Raw genomic sequence first — 16,235 nt, forward strand, 5'->3', positions numbered from 1 at the left:
CCGCAGCCGCTTATGCGCTACGCGCCGGCAGGATCTTGCCGGCACACGCGCCGAAGCCGACGCGATAGCCGTCGCCCTGGCACCAGCCCGCGAGCGTGAGCTCGTCGCCATCCTCGATGAATGCACGATTGCCGCCGCCGTTCAGCGCGAGCGGCTCCTTGCCGTTCCACGTCAGTTCCAGCAGGCTGCCGAACGAATCCCTGGTCGGTCCGCTGATCGTGCCCGAACCCATCAGGTCACCCACGCGCGTGTTGCAGCCGGCAACCGTGTGATGCGCGAGCTGCTGCGCCATGGTCCAGTACATGTGCTTGAAGTTGGTGCGGCAGATCGACGTCGCTTCGGCGGCACCTTCCGCGCGCAGCGTCACTTCAAGCGCGATGTCGAACGCATGCTCGCCCGTGTGCCGCAGATACGCGAGCGGCTGCGGCGACTGTTCGGGCTGCGCGACGCGGAAGGGTTCGAGCGCGTCGAGCGTGACGATCCACGGCGAGATCGTCGTCGCGAAAGTCTTTGCATTGAACGGGCCGAGCGGCACGTATTCCCACTGCTGGATGTCGCGCGCGCTCCAGTCGTTCAGCAGCACCATCCCGAAGATGTGCGCTTCGGCATCCTCGCATGCGATCGGCTCGCCGAGCACGTTGCCCTGGCCGACGATGAAGCCCGTTTCCAGTTCGATGTCGAGCTTGCGGCACGCGCCGAACACCGGGCGCTCCTGGTCGGGCAGCTTCAGTTGCCCGTTCGGACGCCGCACCGGCGTGCCGCTCACGACCACCGACGACGCGCGGCCGTTGTAGCCGATCGGCATTTCCGACCAGTTCGGCAACAGCGCATTCTTCGGATCGCGGAACATCGAACCGACGTTGGTCGCATGCTCCTTCGACGAATAGAAATCGGTGTAGCCGGGAATGTCGACAGGCAGATGCAGCGTCGCGTCACGCTGCGCGACAAGCACTTGCGCGCGCAACGCGGCGTCGTCGCGCAGCCTCGGGTTGTCACGCGAGAACAGGTCCGACAGCTGTACGCGCACGCTGCGCCACGCATCGCGGCCGAGCGCGATGAACGCGTTGAGCGTCGGCGCGGCGAACACATCCGCACCGGCCGGCACCGTCACGAGGTCCGCACGCGCGAGCGCGGCGAGATCGACGATCTGGTCGCCGAGCGCGACGCCCGCGCGGCGCGCCGCCTGCTTCGCATCGCTGAAGATCCCGAACGGCAGGTTCTGGATCGGGAAATCGCAGGCGGGATCGTTCGCCGTATCGACCCAGCTCTTGCGGGCGGGGTCCAGCGTCGCGCGCCAGTCTTGGGTATCGCTCATCGTTGCTCCGGATTGAAGTGTTTCCTGATGCCTTGCCAGCATTCGAAGTAGTCGGCCTGCAGCTGCGCGGTGTCGAGCGCGTAGCGCGTCGGCCGGATCAGCGTGCGGGTTTCGAACATGAACGCCATCGTCGCGTCGACCTTGTGCGGCTTCGACGTGTCGCCAGCGGACGCCTTCTCGAACGTGTCCGCGTCCGGCCCGTGGCCCGACATGCAGTTGTGCAGGCTCGCGCCGCCCGGCACGAAGCCTTCGGCCTTCGCGTCGTACGCGCCGTGCACGAGCCCCATGAACTCGCTCGCGACGTTGCGGTGGAACCATGGCGGGCGGAACGTATCCTCGGCCGCGAGCCAGCGCGGCGGGAAGATCACGAAGTCGATCGTGTCGACGCCCGGCGTGTCGCTTTGCGACTGCAGCACGAGGAAGATCGACGGATCCGGGTGATCGAAACTGATTGACCCGATCGTGTTGAACAGGCGCAGGTCGTATTTGTACGGTACGTAGTTGCCGTGCCACGCGACGACGTCGAACGGCGAATGGCCGATGTCCGCGCGCCACAGGCGCCCGTTCAGCTTCGCGACGAGCTCGAACGCGCCTTCACGATCCTCGTAGGCCGCCTGCGGCGTCAGGAAGTCGCGCGGGTTCGCGAGCCCGTTCGAGCCGATCGGGCCGAGGTCGGGCAGGCGCAGCAGCGCACCGAAGTTCTCGCAGATATAGCCGCGCGCATCGCCGTCCGGCAGCGTGACGGAAAAGCGCACGCCGCGCGGGATCACCGCGATCTCGAACGGTTCGACGTCGAGCCGGCCGAATTCCGTCGCGATGAACAACCGCCCCTGCTGCGGCACGATCAGCAGTTCGCCGTCGGCGCTGTAGAAGAAACGGTCCTGCATCGAGCGATTCGCCGCGTACAGATGAATCGCGCAGCCGTTCATCGCGGCCGCCGAGCCGTTGCCGGCCATCGTCACGAGCCCTTCGACGAAATCGGTCGGCTCGACCGGCATCGGCAGCGGATCCCAGCGCAACTGGTTCGGCGGCGTCGGCGGCACGTCGGCCGAATCGCCGAATTCCGACACGAGCCGCTGCACGCCCGTGAACGGCTCGAACGGCCGATGCACGGCCGCCGGCCGGATCCGGTACAGCCACGAGCGGCGGTTGTGCCCGCGCGGTGCGGTAAACGCGGTGCCCGACAGTTGCTCGGCATACAGGCCGTACGGCGCACGCTGCGGCGAATTGCGGCCGTGCGGCAGCGCGCCGGGCAGCGCCTCCGTCGCGAATTCGTTCGCGAAGCCGCTCAGGTAGCCGGCGCTCGCCGGTTTCGACAGGTCAAACGTCATCGTTTCCTTTCTCCATCAATTCATGGCGGCGTTCGGCGCCTGCGCACCGCTGCGCCGCGTTACGCCGGCCAGGCCGACGACGAACAGCGCCGAGCACAGCACGGGCACCGCGGCCGCATGGAACAGCGCGCCATTGGTCCAGTTCAGCGCAATCAGTTGTCCGCCGACGAGCGGCCCGAGCACCGAGCCGATCCGGCCGATGCCGAGGCTCCAGCCGATGCCGGTCGAGCGCAGCGACGTCGGGTAATACTGGCCCGCGAGCGCGTTCACGGCCGGCTGCCCGCCGACCACGCAGAACCCGCCCGCGAACACGACGAGCAACAGCCACGGCAGCGCATGCGCGACCGAGCCGATCAGCCCCACCGATACGGCCGCGCATGCGAAGCAGGCGAACAGCACGCGCACGAAGCCGTAGCGCTCGATGAACCAGCCGAGCGACAGCGTGCCGAGCACGCCGCCCGTCTGCAGCACCGTGCCGACGATCACGGCGGTGCCGGGCGAATAGCCCGCGTCGCGCATCACGGTCGGCAGCCAGTTCGACAGGAAGTACAGATCGATCAGGTTCATGAAGCTGATCGCCCACAGCAGCAGCGTGACCGGCAGCCGGCCGTGGCGGAACAGCTCGGCGACCGGGGCGCCGCTCGCGGCGCGCTCGCGCACGACGAGCCGTGTGTTCGCATCGATGCCGGCCTGCGGCGCGAAGCGTGCGAGCCAGTCGCGTGCCTGCGCGTCGCGCCCTTTCAGCACCAGGAACTGCATCGACTCGGGCAGCCGCGCGAGCATCGCGATCGTCAGCACGAATGGCACCGCGCCGCCGATGAAGAACACCGAGCGCCAGCCGAATGCCGGAATCAGCGCGGCACTGATGAAACCGCCGAGCGCCGCGCCGAGCGTGAAGCCGCACGACACGATCATCATCCGCTTCACGCGATGCGCGGCCGGGCTGAACTCGCCGACCAGCGCCATCGCGTTCGGCATGATGCAGCCGAGGCCGAGGCCCGTGACGAAGCGCAGCGCCATCAGCACCGGGATCGAACCGGCGAACGGGGTCGCGAGCATCGACACCGCGAAGAACAGCGTCGAGCCGATCAGCACCGGGCGCCGTCCGATCCGGTCGGCCAGCACCGACAGCCCGAGCGCGCCGAGCAGCATCCCGAACAGGCTCGCGCTGAACACGGGCCCGAGCGCCTGCTTCGGCACGCCCCATTCGGCAATCACGCTCGGCGCGACGTAACCCATCGCCTGCGCATCGAAGCCGTCGATGACGAGACACAGCCCGCAGAGCACGAGCAGCATCCAGTGAAAGCCCGGGCGATGGGTCTCGTCGATCACGTGCTCGACTTCGAGCACGCGCGTGCCGGCCGGCGCCGCGCTCATTGCACCACCTCGGTGGCCGGATGCGCAGGCGCGCTCACGCCCTGGCGCGCGAGCGCCATCGCTTCGCGCAGCACGTCGGCATCGCCGATCTGGTTCGCGAGCAACAGGATCAGCTTCGCATTGACGAGTTGGCTGTCGGCGTCGGACAGGTCGCGATGCATGTCGATCAGCGCTTCGTAGAACGCGTCCGGATCGGCCAGGCGCGGGCGGGTATCGAGTCGGGGCATGACGGGTGTCTCCGGTGTCGTTGTCGGGTTCGATGCCGTGCTCAGCATGCGCAGATCGCGCGCGCCAGGGCATCGGCGATCGCCTGGCGTTCGAGCGTGCGTGTCCGCGCACACACGTGCTGATCGGGGCGCAGCAGATAGAACGTGCCCGGCTGCGCGTCGTAGCGTTGCGCGGCGAAACCGTCGATGTCCTCCACCACGTCGACGCCGGGCACCGGTTGCGCGTGGCCGACCGGCACCACCAGCACGGGCCGCACCGGCAGCGCGAGGCCGTCGAGCGCCTGCGCGAGCGCGGCGGCATCGCCCGGCCGCCCGAACAGCATGCCCGCGAAACCGTCGCCCAGATGCTGCAGCAGCCAGCCGGGCGCGCCCTGCGCGCGCACCGGCGCATCGGCCGCCGCCGCGCCCGGTCGCATCGCGCACGCGAATGCGTCGCCGTTGCGATCCGGCGTGTTCAGTGGCGAATCGGCGAGCACGGCCGGCACCGACAGGCGGCCGCTGTTCACGAGCTTGCGTGCGAACTCGCAGTCGCGCGCGAGCTTCAGCGTCGCGTCGCGGAACACGCGCGACACCGCGCTCTTCGGCGTGATGAAGTCGGTCGAGCGCGTCGAGTTGCGGATGTTCTCGTCGGCCGCGAATTCGCGCTCGCTTGCATAAGTGTCGAGCAGGCGGTCGTCCGAACGGCCGTCGAGCACGAGCTTCAACTTCCAGGCGAGGTTGTCCGCGTCCTGCACGCCGCTGTTCGCGCCGCGCGCACCGAACGGCGACACGCCGTGCGCGGAATCGCCCGCGAACAACACGCGGCCGTGACGGAACGTATCCATCCGCTGGCAGCGGAACGTGTACACGCTCACCCATTCGAGCTCGAACTCGACCTCCGGCCCGAGCAGCGCGCGCACGCGCGGGATCACCCGCTCCGGCTGCTTCTCGGCGACCGGATCGGCGTCCCAGCCGAGTTGGAAGTCGATGCGCCACACGTTGTCGGGCTGGCGATGCAGCAGCACCGACTGGTTGCGGTGGAACGGCGGGTCGAACCAGAACCAGCGTTCGGTCGGAAATTCCGCCTTCATCTTCACGTCGGCGATCAGGAAGCGGTCCTTGAACGTGCGGCCGCGGCTCTCCAGCCCCATCGCCGCGCGCATCGGGCTGCGCGAACCGTCAGCCGCGATCACGTACCGCGCACGCAGCGTCTCGATGCCTTCCGGCGTCTCGACGGTCAGCGCCGCGTGTTCCGCCGACTGCGCGACGCCCGTCACCTTGTGCTTCCAGCGGATGTCGATGTTAGGCAGCGCGAACGCGCGCTCGGCCAGATAGCCTTCGACATAGTATTGCTGCAGGTTGATGAACGCGGGACGCGCATGCCCTTCCTCGGGCAGCAGGTCGAATGCGTACAACTGCTCGTCCTGCAGAAACACCTTGCCGACGTGCCAGCTCACGCCCTTGTCGACGAAGCGCTCACCGCAGCCGAGCCGGTCGAAGATCTCGAGCGTGCGCTTCGCGAAGCAGATCGCGCGCGAACCCGTCGACAGCGTGTCGTCGTCGTCGAGCAGCACCACTGGCACGCCCTGCTGCGCCAGATCGATCGCGGCCGACAGACCCACCGGGCCCGCGCCGACGACGATCACCGGATGCACGGCCGCGTCCTCGCCGCCGGCTCGCGCCGCGCGCGTCCGGTATTCGAACTTCAGCGTCTGGTAATCGATGCTCATGGTCGCCATCCGGTCCTCAACCCCGCCGCGCCGGCACCGGCGCTCGCTTCGCCATCGCGCCCAGGTCCGTCCCGCGCCCCTGCCCGCCCTCCCGCGTCCACTTCCCGTCAACCGCCACGTCTCGCTCCTTGCTTCCTGTTGATTCGATTCGGAACGGCCCCATTCCGGGGCGCCCGAACGCCGCGTTTCCTGATCGGCGTCAAATTATGGATTTACGAATAGTAAAACCAATTACGAATAGTGAAATCGACGTAAACCCTAGTCATCGGTCCGGGGATGGGATAACGATATGAGTGAAACGCCAAGCCGAGCGGGGCGCGCGCTGCTAATATCGAGTTGTGAGGCGGCCCCTTTCGGCCGCCATTTTTCCTTCTCACGCTGATGATTCCGCCCACCATCCCCGAGTTGGTCGCCCGTGCCGGGCAACTGCCTTACCTACGGGAACACCTCGCGCTTGCCGACGGCGGCACCGCGTGCGCGAATCTGCCCGAGCGCACGCTCGCAAGCGCCTATGAGCCGATCTACGACGTGACGATGCCCGGCGCGCCGCAGTCGACGTCGTTCGCCGACGCGATCGAGCGCTACGGCGACGAACTCGGTTTCCAGGCCGTCACGCTGGTCACGGGTGCGCCGCACGACCCGGTCGACTCGGCCGTCGACGACCAGACGCTGGTCGCGATCGACCGGCTGTCGCGCGCGCTGCACGCCATCAACTTCTTCGGCGCGCAGCGCCACGGGCTGTTGTTCCTGCGCGTGCACGAGCGGCTGCTCAAGAGCGTGAAGTACGACCACGGCAAGCATTTCTCGTCGGTGCTGCAGCGCTTCGGGCTGCCGACCGAGCGGATCGTGATCGAGCTGCCGGCGGTCGCGGTCGCACACAAGACCTTCCTCGGGTATCTCACGCGCAGCTACCAGCATCACGGCTTCAAGGTGGCGGACAAACTGCCCGACCCGGGCCGGATCCTCGCGGTCGAATCGGAGATGGCGCGGCCCGACTACATCAAGATGGATGCAGGCATTGCGTTGCGCGACGGGATGGTCAAGGCACTCGTCGCCTATGCGCAGCGCGTGCGGATTCCGCTGATTTTCGACGGCGTCGTCGACGAGACGCAGTGCGAACTGCTGCGCCAGCACGACGTGCGGTTCATGCAGGGGCCGGTGTTCGCAAAGGTCGTCACGGCCTGATTACGGGGAGTGGCAGGCGCGCGTGCGTGGAGCAACTGCCGGCTCGCGGCGCCGATCGGGGTGTCGGTGCGCGTCGTGGCTCGCGGCTCGCGGCCGGCCGGTTCGTTGGCTGTTGAGCGTTGGCCATTGAGCGGAAGCGGCGAACGCACGTTGAGCGCGTGTGCGCTCCGATGCCCGCTCGCGGGCGTCGGACGACCGCTCGCTAGTCGCTTCCGCCATCGTCGTATTTCGGCAGATCGTCGTCGATTTCGATGCCCGGGAAACGATCCCCGTACCAGACATGCCACGCCGGACGCAGCCGCGACGGCTCGTCGAGCGTCGCGTAATTGATTTCGACGGTTTTCGGTGCATCGGCCAGCCGGTATTCGAGCTGCGCGCCGCAGCGCCCGCAGAAGCGCCGCTCGCCCCACCCGCTCGACGCATAGACCGTCGGCTCGCCCTGCAGGTATTCGAATGCATCGATCGGCACCGACGCCGATGCAACGACCGCCGCGCCGGTGGTGCGCTGGCAAAGCCGGCAATGGCAGAAGCCGGCGTCGGCCGGAATGCATGCGATCCGGTAGCGGATCGCACCGCATGCGCAACCGCCTTCCATCGTCTCGGTGTGGGACATCGCGAACCTCGTCGTCGGGATGCGGACGAACGATGATGAGCGCGGTTCGCACGCGATTCAACCCGCGCCGGCACCCTCCGCCGTTTTCGCGGCTCGCCGCGGCTCAGGCAGTCGGACCGAGCCGCTGCGCGAGCGCCTTCAGCTTCGGCCCCACCTGCGTGCGGAACACGTTCTCGTCCATCGACGATGCGGGCCCGCTGCAGCTGAGGATGAGCCACCGCCCTTCGCGCGGTTCGCGAAACGGTACGGCCGCCGCATTCACGTCCATGTGCCAAACCCGGAACGAATAGCAGCACCCGCCTTCGGAGAACTCCGCCACCGCTTGCTGCGCGGCCGCGACGAGCGCATCGGCGCCGGCCGCGCCGCCGGCCGCCCGGTGCAGATCCGCATAGAGCGCGCGACGCACGTCTTCCGGTTGCACGGCCAGGTACGCGCGGCCCATCGAGCTCGTCAGCATCGACAGCCGCGAACCGGGCGCGAGCCCGAGCGTGAGCGCCGTTTCGCTGCGGATCGTCTCCAGGTAGATCATGTCGAGCCCGTCGCGACAACCCAGCGACACGGCCGCGCCGATTTCGCGAGCGAGCGCCTGCATGTGCGGCCGCGCAAGATCGATCGTCCCCGAGCCGGACAGCAGTGCGTAGCCGAGCGACAGCACGCCGGCGTCGAGCGCATACTTTCCGAGCGTTTCGTCGTAGCGCAGGTAGCCGAGCACGGTCAGCGTATAGGCGAGCCGGTTCACGGTCGCCTTCGGCAGCCCCGTGCGCTCCGCGAAGTCGCGGTTGCCGAGCATCGTCTCGCCGGGCCGGAATGCGCGCAGCAGGTCGAGCCCGCGCGCGAGTGCCACGACGAACTTGCGCTCGTCGATCATGGTTTCGTCGATGGTTGAAAGCGTCATCTGATGCTACACTGGGTTCGATTTGCAAAACATTGTTCCGCACAGCGGAACTATAGTCAAGCAAACTTTAGAGATGGGGCCAGGCGGCGAAGCGCCACCCCGGGACCGACCGCAAAGCACGGGATCGGAGTAAGCGCTGAAACGCCGACTCTGGCCGACCGCGAAGCATGGGGCCAGAGTAAGCGCTAAAGCGCCAACTCTGGCCGACAGGAGATGACACGATGAGTACTGCAACTTTTCATTGGGACGATCCGCTGCTGCTCGACCAGCAACTGACCGAAGAAGAGCGGATGGTGCGCGATGCCGCGCACGCATACGCGCAGGACAAGCTCGCGCCGCGCGTCACCGAGGCGTTCCGCCATGAACGCACCGACGCCGAAATCTTCCGCGAGATGGGCGAAGTCGGCCTGCTCGGCCCGACGATTCCCGAGGAATACGGCGGCCCGGGCCTCAATTACGTGAGCTACGGGTTGATCGCGCGCGAAGTCGAGCGCGTCGACTCCGGCTACCGCTCGATGATGTCCGTGCAGTCGTCGCTCGTGATGGTGCCGATCTTCGAATTCGGCTCGGACGCCCAAAAACAGAAATACCTGCCAAAGCTCGCGACCGGTGAATGGATCGGCTGCTTCGGGCTGACCGAGCCGAACCACGGCTCCGACCCGGGCAGCATGGTCACGCGCGCGAAAAAGGTGCCCGGCGGCTACTCGCTGTCCGGCGCGAAGATGTGGATCACGAACTCGCCGATCGCCGACGTGTTCGTCGTGTGGGCCAAGCTCGAAGAAAACGGCAAGGACGCGATCCGCGGCTTCATTCTCGAGAAGGGCTGGAAGGGCCTGTCGGCGCCCGCGATCCACGGCAAGGTCGGGCTGCGTGCGTCGATCACCGGCGAAATCGTCCTCGACGAAGTGTTCGTGCCCGAAGAAAACCTGATGCCGAACGTGAGCGGCCTGCGCGGCCCGTTCACGTGCCTGAACTCGGCGCGCTACGGGATCGCGTGGGGCGCGCTCGGCGCGGCCGAGTCGTGCTGGCACACCGCGCGCCAGTACGTGCTCGATCGCAAACAGTTCGGCCGGCCGCTCGCCGCGAACCAGCTGATCCAGAAGAAGCTCGCCGACATGCAGACCGAAATCACACTCGGCCTGCAAGGCGTGCTGCGTCTCGGCCGGATGAAGGACGACGGCACCGCGGCCGTCGAGATTACGTCGATCATGAAGCGCAACTCGTGCGGCAAGGCGCTCGACATCGCGCGACTCGCACGCGACATGCTCGGCGGCAACGGCATCTCGGACGAGTTCGGGGTCGCACGTCACCTCGTGAACCTCGAAGTGGTCAACACGTACGAAGGCACGCACGACATCCACGCGCTGATCCTCGGCCGCGCACAGACCGGCATCCAGGCATTCTTCTGATCGATTGTGCGCGTCACGCCGGCACACCACCCCGCCGGCGCCGCCTATGCCGAAAAGACACGGCCCGCCCGGCTTCGCTGCCGGGCGGGCCGTTTTCATCGGCGCTCGCGCGTGTCACGCGCCGCCGATGCGGCGGCGAATGCTTACTTGTTCGGCTGCGGCGTGAGGCGCAGATACGGACGCACTGCGTTGAAGCCCTTCGGGAAACGCTTCTTCAGTTCCTCCGGATCCTGCAGCGACGGCACGATCACGACGTCGTCGCCGTCCTTCCAGTTGCCGGGCGTCGCGACCTTGTAATTGTCGGTCAGTTGCAGCGAATCGATCACGCGCAGCACTTCGTCGAAGTTGCGACCGGTGCTGGCCGGATACGTGATGATGAGCCGCACCTTCTTGTTCGGATCGATCACGAACAGCGAGCGCACCGTCAGCGTTTCGTTCGCGTTCGGGTGGATCATGTCGTACAGTTGCGAAACCTTGCGGTCCGCATCGGCAATGATCGGGAAGCCGACGACCGTCGACTGCGTTTCGTTGATGTCGTTGATCCAGCCCTTGTGCGACTCGACGCCGTCCACCGACAGCGCGATCACCTTCACGTTGCGTTTCTCGAATTCGCCCTTCAGCTTCGCCGTCAGCCCGAGCTCGGTCGTGCACACCGGCGTGTAATCGGCCGGGTGGGAGAACAGAACGCCCCAGCCGTCGCCCAGCCACTCGTGAAACTTGATCGGGCCCAGGCTCGATTCCTGCTCGAAATCCGGTGCGATGTCGCCAAGACGCAGACTCATGATGTTCCCTCCTCGAACGATGCTGGTTGAAACCGCGCGCTGTCGGCGCGGGACAGTCCATCAGCTTACGGGAAGCAATGGGACATGCGAACGATTATTCCGTTTGATATTCATACTTTTTTGTCATTTTTGACCGGTCGTGGAACGGGACGGACAGCGGCAAGGGAAACTTTTCACGTCGTTTGCGGCTCTGTTGATGATTACGAGTCGTTTACCATGTGGGCTGGCACTGCCGTCGTGCGTCTTCCCGGCTCGCCAGCAAGCAGGCGTTTCGCTACGATGTGAACCTGCAGCATGACAGCATGAAGGGAGTTGCAATGTCGGAAATCAACAAGGAGAAACTGATGTCGGATATCAAAACCGTTCTCGCGGACGCCGAAGACCTGCTCAAGCAAGCGGCGAGCAGCACGGGCGACCGTGCGGCCGAGCTGCGCGAGAAAGCCATGTCGCGCCTGAAGCAGGCCAAGGAAAAGGCAACCGACGTTCAGGTTGTGGTGGTCGAAAAAGGCAAGAAGGCCGCACGCGCGACCGACGATTACGTGCACGAGCATCCGTGGACGTCGATCAGCATCGCCGCTGGCGTCGGCGTGCTGGTCGGTCTGCTGATCAACCGCAAGTAACGCGCTCGATGCCGTTCCGCCCCATGCGCCGCCCCGCGGCGGCACATGGGTGCTGGAGCCAGGCCGGTGGTTCGTCACCGGCCGGCTTTGACTTAGCCGCTCACTGCGCGCGCAAGCGCCTCATCCATGACGACAGACACCAACCCGCAGCCGTCCGGCCAGGGGCCGCTGCGCCGCCTCGTCGGCTCCGCGATCGGCCTTCTGCAAACACGTCTCGAACTGGTGGGCATCGAGCTCGCCGAGGAAAAGGAGCGCCTGATGGGCGTACTGTTCCTCGGGCTGGCGGCCATGATGCTCGCAACGATGGCGCTCATCAGCCTCACGGTGCTCATCGCGATCGCGTTCTGGGACACCTATCGCTGGCAGTCGCTTGCCGCGATCACCGCGGTGTACGCCGTCGGCGGCATCGCCTGTGCGCTGAAGGCGCGCTCCGGCCTGCGCGATGCGCCGACCGTGTTCGAGGCGACGCTGCACGAACTCGAGAAAGACCGCGACATGTTCCGCGGCAAGCCGTGAACGCACCCGCGTTCGTCCCTCTCACCTACTTCGCCGACGCGCCATGAGCCAGAACGTTACGGGCAATTCACCCCGCTCCCATTCGTCGCGATCGAACTGGAGCGCATCGCAGCATCGCGCGCTGCGCAAGGAGTTGCTGATCCTGCGCTCCGAGGTCGAGCGGCTCGAGCTTGCCGAAGCCGCCGCCGAAATGCGCCACGCCGTCACGCGCTTCAGCTGGCTCAAGGTATTCGTGCCCGGCCTGTCGACCAACAAGTTCAGCCAGTCCGCCAAGAACCTGAACGCGAGCCTGGGCCAACTCGTCAACCAGTATCCGATGCTGAGTTCGCTCGCATCGCTCGTGCTCGCGAAACCCGTGCGCTCGCTGCTGCGCGCGAGCGCCGGCCCCGCGTTGAAGTGGGGTACCGTCGGCTTCGCCGCATGGGAGGTCTACCGGATCTGGAAGCAGTCGCGCGACGAGCGCGGAAGCGCCGTGAACGACGACTGACACGCGACGACAGGCGCACATGCGCATGTGCCGTCGCGCGTCTGCGGTGCGCGTTCAGCGTACGCCCCAGCATGCCCCATCCTGTCCGTCGGCACTGCCGTCATTCGATCCTGCATTCCCTTTCGCCCCGTCCGAGCGCAGCGTGAATGCGCCGCATCGGTCGTCGCGCATCGGGCCGGTGTCGAGCGGGCTCGCGACGAGTTCGTAGACCACCGAAGCATCGTCGTCGCCCGGACGGCGGAGTGTCACACGATAGACCGGATGCCCGTCCGGCGGCGCGTGTGCCAGTGCATCCGGCAACGCCTGCGGAGGCATGCCATCGAGCGTCTCGAGATATTGAGCCGCTCGATACAGCGCAGCAACCGCGGATGCGCGATGCACGCGCGCGACGTGCTCGCGATACGACGGGATACCCCATCCGGCCAGCACGGCGACGATCGCCAGCACGATCATCAGTTCGACCAGCGTGAATGCCGCCGGTGGCCGCATGAACGTGCACCCTTTCATTGATGCATCGCCGCGACGCGACGCCAGCGCGCGGCAACGATACGGCCGTCACGCAGCGCGACCTGGCTTTGCAGCCAGACCACGCTCCATGCATGGCCGCCGACGCCACGCGCGGTGACGAGGAATGCGCGACTCCCCGTCGGGCCTGCTCCACGCCATGCCTCGATCAGGCATCGTGGCGGCTGTGCGGCCATCGGCCACGAAGCGAACGGTGCGAACGCGTCGGCGACGCCGAGCGCTGGCGCGCGCCGCCACGCGTCCGGCTCGGTGTGCGATGCGGCTTCGTCGAGGTACGGCGCGGCACCGCGGAGCAATCGCGCGGTGCAGGCAGTCAACGCCGCATCGGCAGCGTGGAAGGCGATCAGCCGATCCGACAACGCACGCGCGCGGCGCGACTCCGTCAGCGCGGATTCGAACCAGGTACCGGTCAGCGCCGCGACCGCCGCACCGACCGCGATCACGGCGGGTAATGCGAGGCCGGCATCGCGGCGCCGGGCCCGGTTTGCCGATCGACAGCGTGTAAGCCATTCGCCTCGGCTCATGCAGGTGCCGTCCATCACGCATTGCGTGCCGCCAGCCGCCATTGTGCTTTCGCGGACATGCCCTGCCGTGCGTCGCATCGCCGGTTCGTTCACGTACTTGTTTGCACGGATCATCGGAACGTCTCGTAGGCTCGCGTTGCGTCACGGTCGCGCTCGGCCGTCGCGAACGCGGCATTTCGCAACGCGACGATCCGATGTAGCACGAGACGCGCGCGACCGTCCTGCGCAGCGACCGTGCGACCGTCGCAATCGACATGGCTCATCGATTCGCGCATCGGTTCGCCGCGTGCCCGCACGCACACATGCACGGCGACGACTTCGTGCCAGCCTCCGGCTGGCATCGTATCGGCGTTCACGAACTGCGCGTCTGCGTGACGCAGGTAGCGCAGGCGCAACTGATCGATCCCGGCCACGACGGGTTGCGGCGTGCCCGGGCGCCCGTTCCCTTCGCAGTACAGCTCCGGCTCGCCCGTCGACGGACTCACGTGCGCGTCGAAACGGTTTTCCACGAGCGGCCGCTCACCGGCCGTGCCGACACCCTGCCCGAGACAATCCGATACCTGGGCGCCGATCGTCGGCCACGTCGACACGGTGTCGCCGACATACCGGATCAGCATCGCGTCCGATGATGCACGCACGGCCTCGCACCGTACCTGCGCGCCATCGCCTCGCACACGCGCCGCCGAACAACCGAATACCGGCGGCAACGATGGCGCCGCTTCGACATCGAGCGGGCGAAAGCCGGCCATATGGAGCTGCTGGCCGATCAACGTCAGCGCGGTCGCCGCGGCATCGCGCATCCGGAAGCCGTCCTCGGCCCGCCGCTGTGCGACGCGCTGTGTGTGATACAACGCGCCGGCTGCGGCAAGCACGAGCAGACCGACGGTCATCGCGACCAGCACTTCGAGCAACGTATGCGCGCGGATGCGGCGATCAGCGTTCATCGGCGTCGCCCCCCCGAAACGGAATCCGCACGCACGACGGCGGCTTTGTCGCTACCCCCTCCGCTTCGCATCGCGTCGACGCCGCCGCGTCGGCGTCGCGCCAGCCGACGATCGCGTACCGTACGTCGCCCGTGCCGCGATCGAGCGTCATCGTGCCGCCCGGCAACGATGCGGCCACGAGCGCCCCGACACCATCGTCGGCCGTTGCTGCGACGTACAGGCGCTCGATCCGTGCATCGGCGAGCCACAGCGCGCGCTCACGCCAGATCGTCGCCCGCTGCGCACGCGCCATCGCGAGCTGGCTGCCGGCCACCGCCAGCATCACGACCGCGAGCAGCGCAACGGCCAGCACCGCTTCGAGCAGCGACGTGCCGCGCGCCGATTTGCGCACGCGCTTCATGCCACACCTCATGCCGCGCTGCACCGGCCGGCGACGACGCGCGCGCGACCGCCCGCCGCTATCCTGATACACCGCGACACGCGTGCCGCGTCGTCTCCCGGCGACTCACGCTGCGGACGCAATTCAAAACGACGAATTCCGCCGATCACCTGACCGGCAGGCGGTGCAAACGCGAGATCGTGTGCGGCGCCCGCGACGGCGATATCCGCATCATGCGGATATCGCCGCAGCACGCGCGACTGCCCGTCGAACTGCCCGCTGACGATCCACGCGCACGACCATTCCGCAGGGCCGCAACGCTCGCCCGAACGCATGCAGGCACCGTCGCGCCCGGCCCTGCACAGCGTGACGCGCACGCCGAGACGCGTCGCCTCGGTGCGCGCGAACGACAGCGCACCAAGCAGTGCGCGAGCACGCGCATCGACACGCTCACGCATGCGCCACTGATCGAAAGCAGGAGCCGCGTAGAGCCCCGTCCCGACCACGAGCGCGATCGAAACCATCAGCTCGACGAGCGTGAACCCGCCGCAGCGTCGCCTGCCTCTCCCAACAACTCCCTGCCGGTGCGGTCCCATCGCCATCGCCCTCCGCCAACGTGATGCGACGACTGTAGCGACGCGTGCGGACGCACGCCATTTGCCGAACGGCCGACTGGCGACATGCGATCGCGACCGACACAATCGGCGCGAATCGAACCCACGGAGAAGACGATGTACGAACGCAGCGCGTCAGCGCTTACGCGGAGGCTTGGAGGGAGACGCGCGACGGAACTCTTCGATCACGTCGGCAAATTCGGAGACGTCCTCGAACCGGCGATATACCGATGCGAAACGGACATAGGCGATCGTATCGAGGCCGCGCAGCTCGTTCATCACGAGTTCGCCGAGCTTCTCGCTACGCACTTCACGCTCGCCGGTCGCGAGCAGTTGATACTCGATGCGGGCGACCGCCGCGTCGATCGCGTCAGCCGCAACCGGCCGCTTGCGCAGCGCGAGTTGCATGCTGGCGACGATCTTGCGACGGTCGAATTCCGTGCGGCTGCCGTCCTTCTTCACGACGGCGGGCAGGTTCAGTTCGACCCGCTCGTACGTCGTGAAACGCTTGTCGCAAGCCGAGCAGCGACGGCGCCGACGAATCGCGGCGCCATCTTCGGACACGCGCGAGTCGACGACCTGCGTGTCTTCATGCCGGCAGAACGGGCAGCGCATCGTCGATCAGCGATAGACCGGGAAACGCTTGGTCAGCTCGGCCACTTGCGCGCGCACGCGCTCGATCGTCGCTGCATCTTCCGGATTCTCGAGCACGTCGGCGATCAGGTTGCCGACCGTCTCGGCTTCCGCCGGGCCGAAGCCGCGCGTCGTCATCGCCGGCGAGCC

General features: G+C 67.1%; 19 protein-coding genes and 1 pseudogene. 5 read left to right on the forward strand and 15 right to left on the reverse strand.

Annotated features, from left to right (window positions below):
• Positions 1 to 10 precede the first annotated feature (10 nt).
• From fahA to DIE13_RS27720, 5 genes are read right to left on the reverse strand one after another with little or no spacing between them, the layout of a single operon-like run.
• Positions 11 to 1,315 carry a fumarylacetoacetase gene (gene fahA / locus DIE13_RS27700; RefSeq protein ID WP_124830249.1) on the reverse strand — a complete coding sequence of 435 codons (1,305 nt, stop codon included), beginning with the start codon at positions 1,313 to 1,315 and terminating at the stop codon, positions 11 to 13.
• Positions 1,312 to 2,646, reverse strand: a complete 1,335-nt coding sequence (hmgA, locus tag DIE13_RS27705; protein ID WP_124830250.1) for a homogentisate 1,2-dioxygenase — start codon at positions 2,644 to 2,646, stop codon at positions 1,312 to 1,314. The genes fahA and hmgA overlap by 4 nt, the downstream gene beginning before the upstream one ends.
• Positions 2,647 to 2,661: 15 nt before the next feature.
• On the reverse strand, positions 2,662 to 4,023 hold the full coding sequence (locus DIE13_RS27710) for an MFS transporter (RefSeq protein WP_124830251.1): 1,362 nt from the start codon (positions 4,021 to 4,023) through the stop codon (positions 2,662 to 2,664).
• Complete coding sequence (locus tag DIE13_RS27715) at positions 4,020 to 4,250, reverse strand: DUF2783 domain-containing protein (RefSeq protein WP_124830252.1); 231 nt, start codon at positions 4,248 to 4,250, stop codon at positions 4,020 to 4,022. The genes DIE13_RS27710 and DIE13_RS27715 overlap by 4 nt, the downstream gene beginning before the upstream one ends.
• Positions 4,251 to 4,291: 41 nt before the next feature.
• Complete coding sequence (locus DIE13_RS27720) at positions 4,292 to 5,968, reverse strand: FAD-dependent oxidoreductase (protein WP_124830253.1); 1,677 nt, start codon at positions 5,966 to 5,968, stop codon at positions 4,292 to 4,294.
• A 372-nt stretch (positions 5,969 to 6,340) separates the two neighbouring features.
• Between DIE13_RS27720 and DIE13_RS27730 the strand changes: the two genes are divergently transcribed.
• A complete protein-coding gene (locus tag DIE13_RS27730; protein ID WP_124830254.1) occupies positions 6,341 to 7,144 on the forward strand; it encodes an EAL domain-containing protein in 804 nt (267 codons plus the stop codon).
• 202 nt (positions 7,145 to 7,346) lie between these two features.
• Here DIE13_RS27730 and DIE13_RS27735 read toward each other — a convergent pair whose 3' ends face one another.
• Both DIE13_RS27735 and DIE13_RS27740 read right to left on the reverse strand, forming a co-directional pair.
• Positions 7,347 to 7,757 carry a GFA family protein gene (locus tag DIE13_RS27735; RefSeq protein ID WP_124830255.1) on the reverse strand — a complete coding sequence of 137 codons (411 nt, stop codon included), beginning with the start codon at positions 7,755 to 7,757 and terminating at the stop codon, positions 7,347 to 7,349.
• 103 nt (positions 7,758 to 7,860) lie between these two features.
• The gene (locus DIE13_RS27740; protein WP_124830256.1) at positions 7,861 to 8,652 is read right to left on the reverse strand and encodes an IclR family transcriptional regulator; all 792 of its coding nucleotides are present in this window, start codon (positions 8,650 to 8,652) and stop codon (positions 7,861 to 7,863) included.
• 221 nt (positions 8,653 to 8,873) lie between these two features.
• On the opposite strand from DIE13_RS27740, the gene DIE13_RS27750 reads away from it, so the two are divergent.
• A complete protein-coding gene (locus DIE13_RS27750) occupies positions 8,874 to 10,061 on the forward strand; it encodes an acyl-CoA dehydrogenase (RefSeq protein ID WP_124830257.1) in 1,188 nt (395 codons plus the stop codon).
• Between the two features lie 143 nt (positions 10,062 to 10,204).
• On the opposite strand, the gene DIE13_RS27755 is transcribed toward DIE13_RS27750, so the two are convergent.
• Positions 10,205 to 10,843, reverse strand: a complete 639-nt coding sequence (locus tag DIE13_RS27755; RefSeq protein ID WP_096504941.1) for a peroxiredoxin — start codon at positions 10,841 to 10,843, stop codon at positions 10,205 to 10,207.
• A gap of 317 nt (positions 10,844 to 11,160) precedes the next feature.
• On the opposite strand from DIE13_RS27755, the gene DIE13_RS27760 reads away from it, so the two are divergent.
• The 3 genes from DIE13_RS27760 to DIE13_RS27770 all read left to right on the forward strand — a co-directional run bounded on the left by DIE13_RS27760 (position 11,161) and on the right by DIE13_RS27770 (position 12,466).
• Positions 11,161 to 11,463 carry a YqjD family protein gene (locus DIE13_RS27760; RefSeq protein ID WP_098552685.1) on the forward strand — a complete coding sequence of 101 codons (303 nt, stop codon included), beginning with the start codon at positions 11,161 to 11,163 and terminating at the stop codon, positions 11,461 to 11,463.
• Between the two features lie 126 nt (positions 11,464 to 11,589).
• The gene (locus DIE13_RS27765; RefSeq protein WP_124830258.1) at positions 11,590 to 11,979 is read left to right on the forward strand and encodes a phage holin family protein; all 390 of its coding nucleotides are present in this window, start codon (positions 11,590 to 11,592) and stop codon (positions 11,977 to 11,979) included.
• A gap of 43 nt (positions 11,980 to 12,022) precedes the next feature.
• Positions 12,023 to 12,466 carry a DUF3318 domain-containing protein gene (locus DIE13_RS27770; RefSeq protein WP_124830259.1) on the forward strand — a complete coding sequence of 148 codons (444 nt, stop codon included), beginning with the start codon at positions 12,023 to 12,025 and terminating at the stop codon, positions 12,464 to 12,466.
• Between the two features lie 54 nt (positions 12,467 to 12,520).
• Here DIE13_RS27770 and DIE13_RS27775 read toward each other — a convergent pair whose 3' ends face one another.
• The 7 genes and pseudogenes from DIE13_RS27775 to glyA all read right to left on the reverse strand — a co-directional run.
• Positions 12,521 to 12,973 (reverse strand): type IV pilin protein, encoded by a 453-nt coding sequence (locus DIE13_RS27775; protein WP_124830260.1) that lies wholly within the window; start codon positions 12,971 to 12,973, stop codon positions 12,521 to 12,523.
• On the reverse strand, positions 12,970 to 13,431 hold the full coding sequence (locus tag DIE13_RS27780; protein ID WP_124830264.1) for a hypothetical protein: 462 nt from the start codon (positions 13,429 to 13,431) through the stop codon (positions 12,970 to 12,972). The genes DIE13_RS27775 and DIE13_RS27780 overlap by 4 nt, the downstream gene beginning before the upstream one ends.
• Positions 13,432 to 13,625: 194 nt before the next feature.
• A complete protein-coding gene (locus DIE13_RS27785) occupies positions 13,626 to 14,459 on the reverse strand; it encodes a PilW family protein (protein ID WP_124830261.1) in 834 nt (277 codons plus the stop codon).
• Entirely contained in the window at positions 14,449 to 14,859 is a 411-nt protein-coding gene (locus tag DIE13_RS27790) for a hypothetical protein (RefSeq protein WP_124830262.1), read from the reverse strand. Before DIE13_RS27790 ends, DIE13_RS27785 begins: the two co-directional genes overlap by 11 nt.
• A gap of 8 nt (positions 14,860 to 14,867) precedes the next feature.
• The gene (locus DIE13_RS27795; RefSeq protein ID WP_124830265.1) at positions 14,868 to 15,434 is read right to left on the reverse strand and encodes a GspH/FimT family pseudopilin; all 567 of its coding nucleotides are present in this window, start codon (positions 15,432 to 15,434) and stop codon (positions 14,868 to 14,870) included.
• 153 nt (positions 15,435 to 15,587) lie between these two features.
• A complete protein-coding gene (gene nrdR / locus DIE13_RS27800) occupies positions 15,588 to 16,067 on the reverse strand; it encodes a transcriptional regulator NrdR (RefSeq protein ID WP_006760615.1) in 480 nt (159 codons plus the stop codon).
• Between the two features lie 6 nt (positions 16,068 to 16,073).
• Positions 16,074 to 16,235, reverse strand: a pseudogene (gene glyA / locus DIE13_RS27805) (serine hydroxymethyltransferase); the annotation flags it as partial.

It is taken from the genome of Burkholderia sp. Bp9016 (assembly GCF_003857765.1).
GTDB lineage: Bacteria > Pseudomonadota > Gammaproteobacteria > Burkholderiales > Burkholderiaceae > Burkholderia.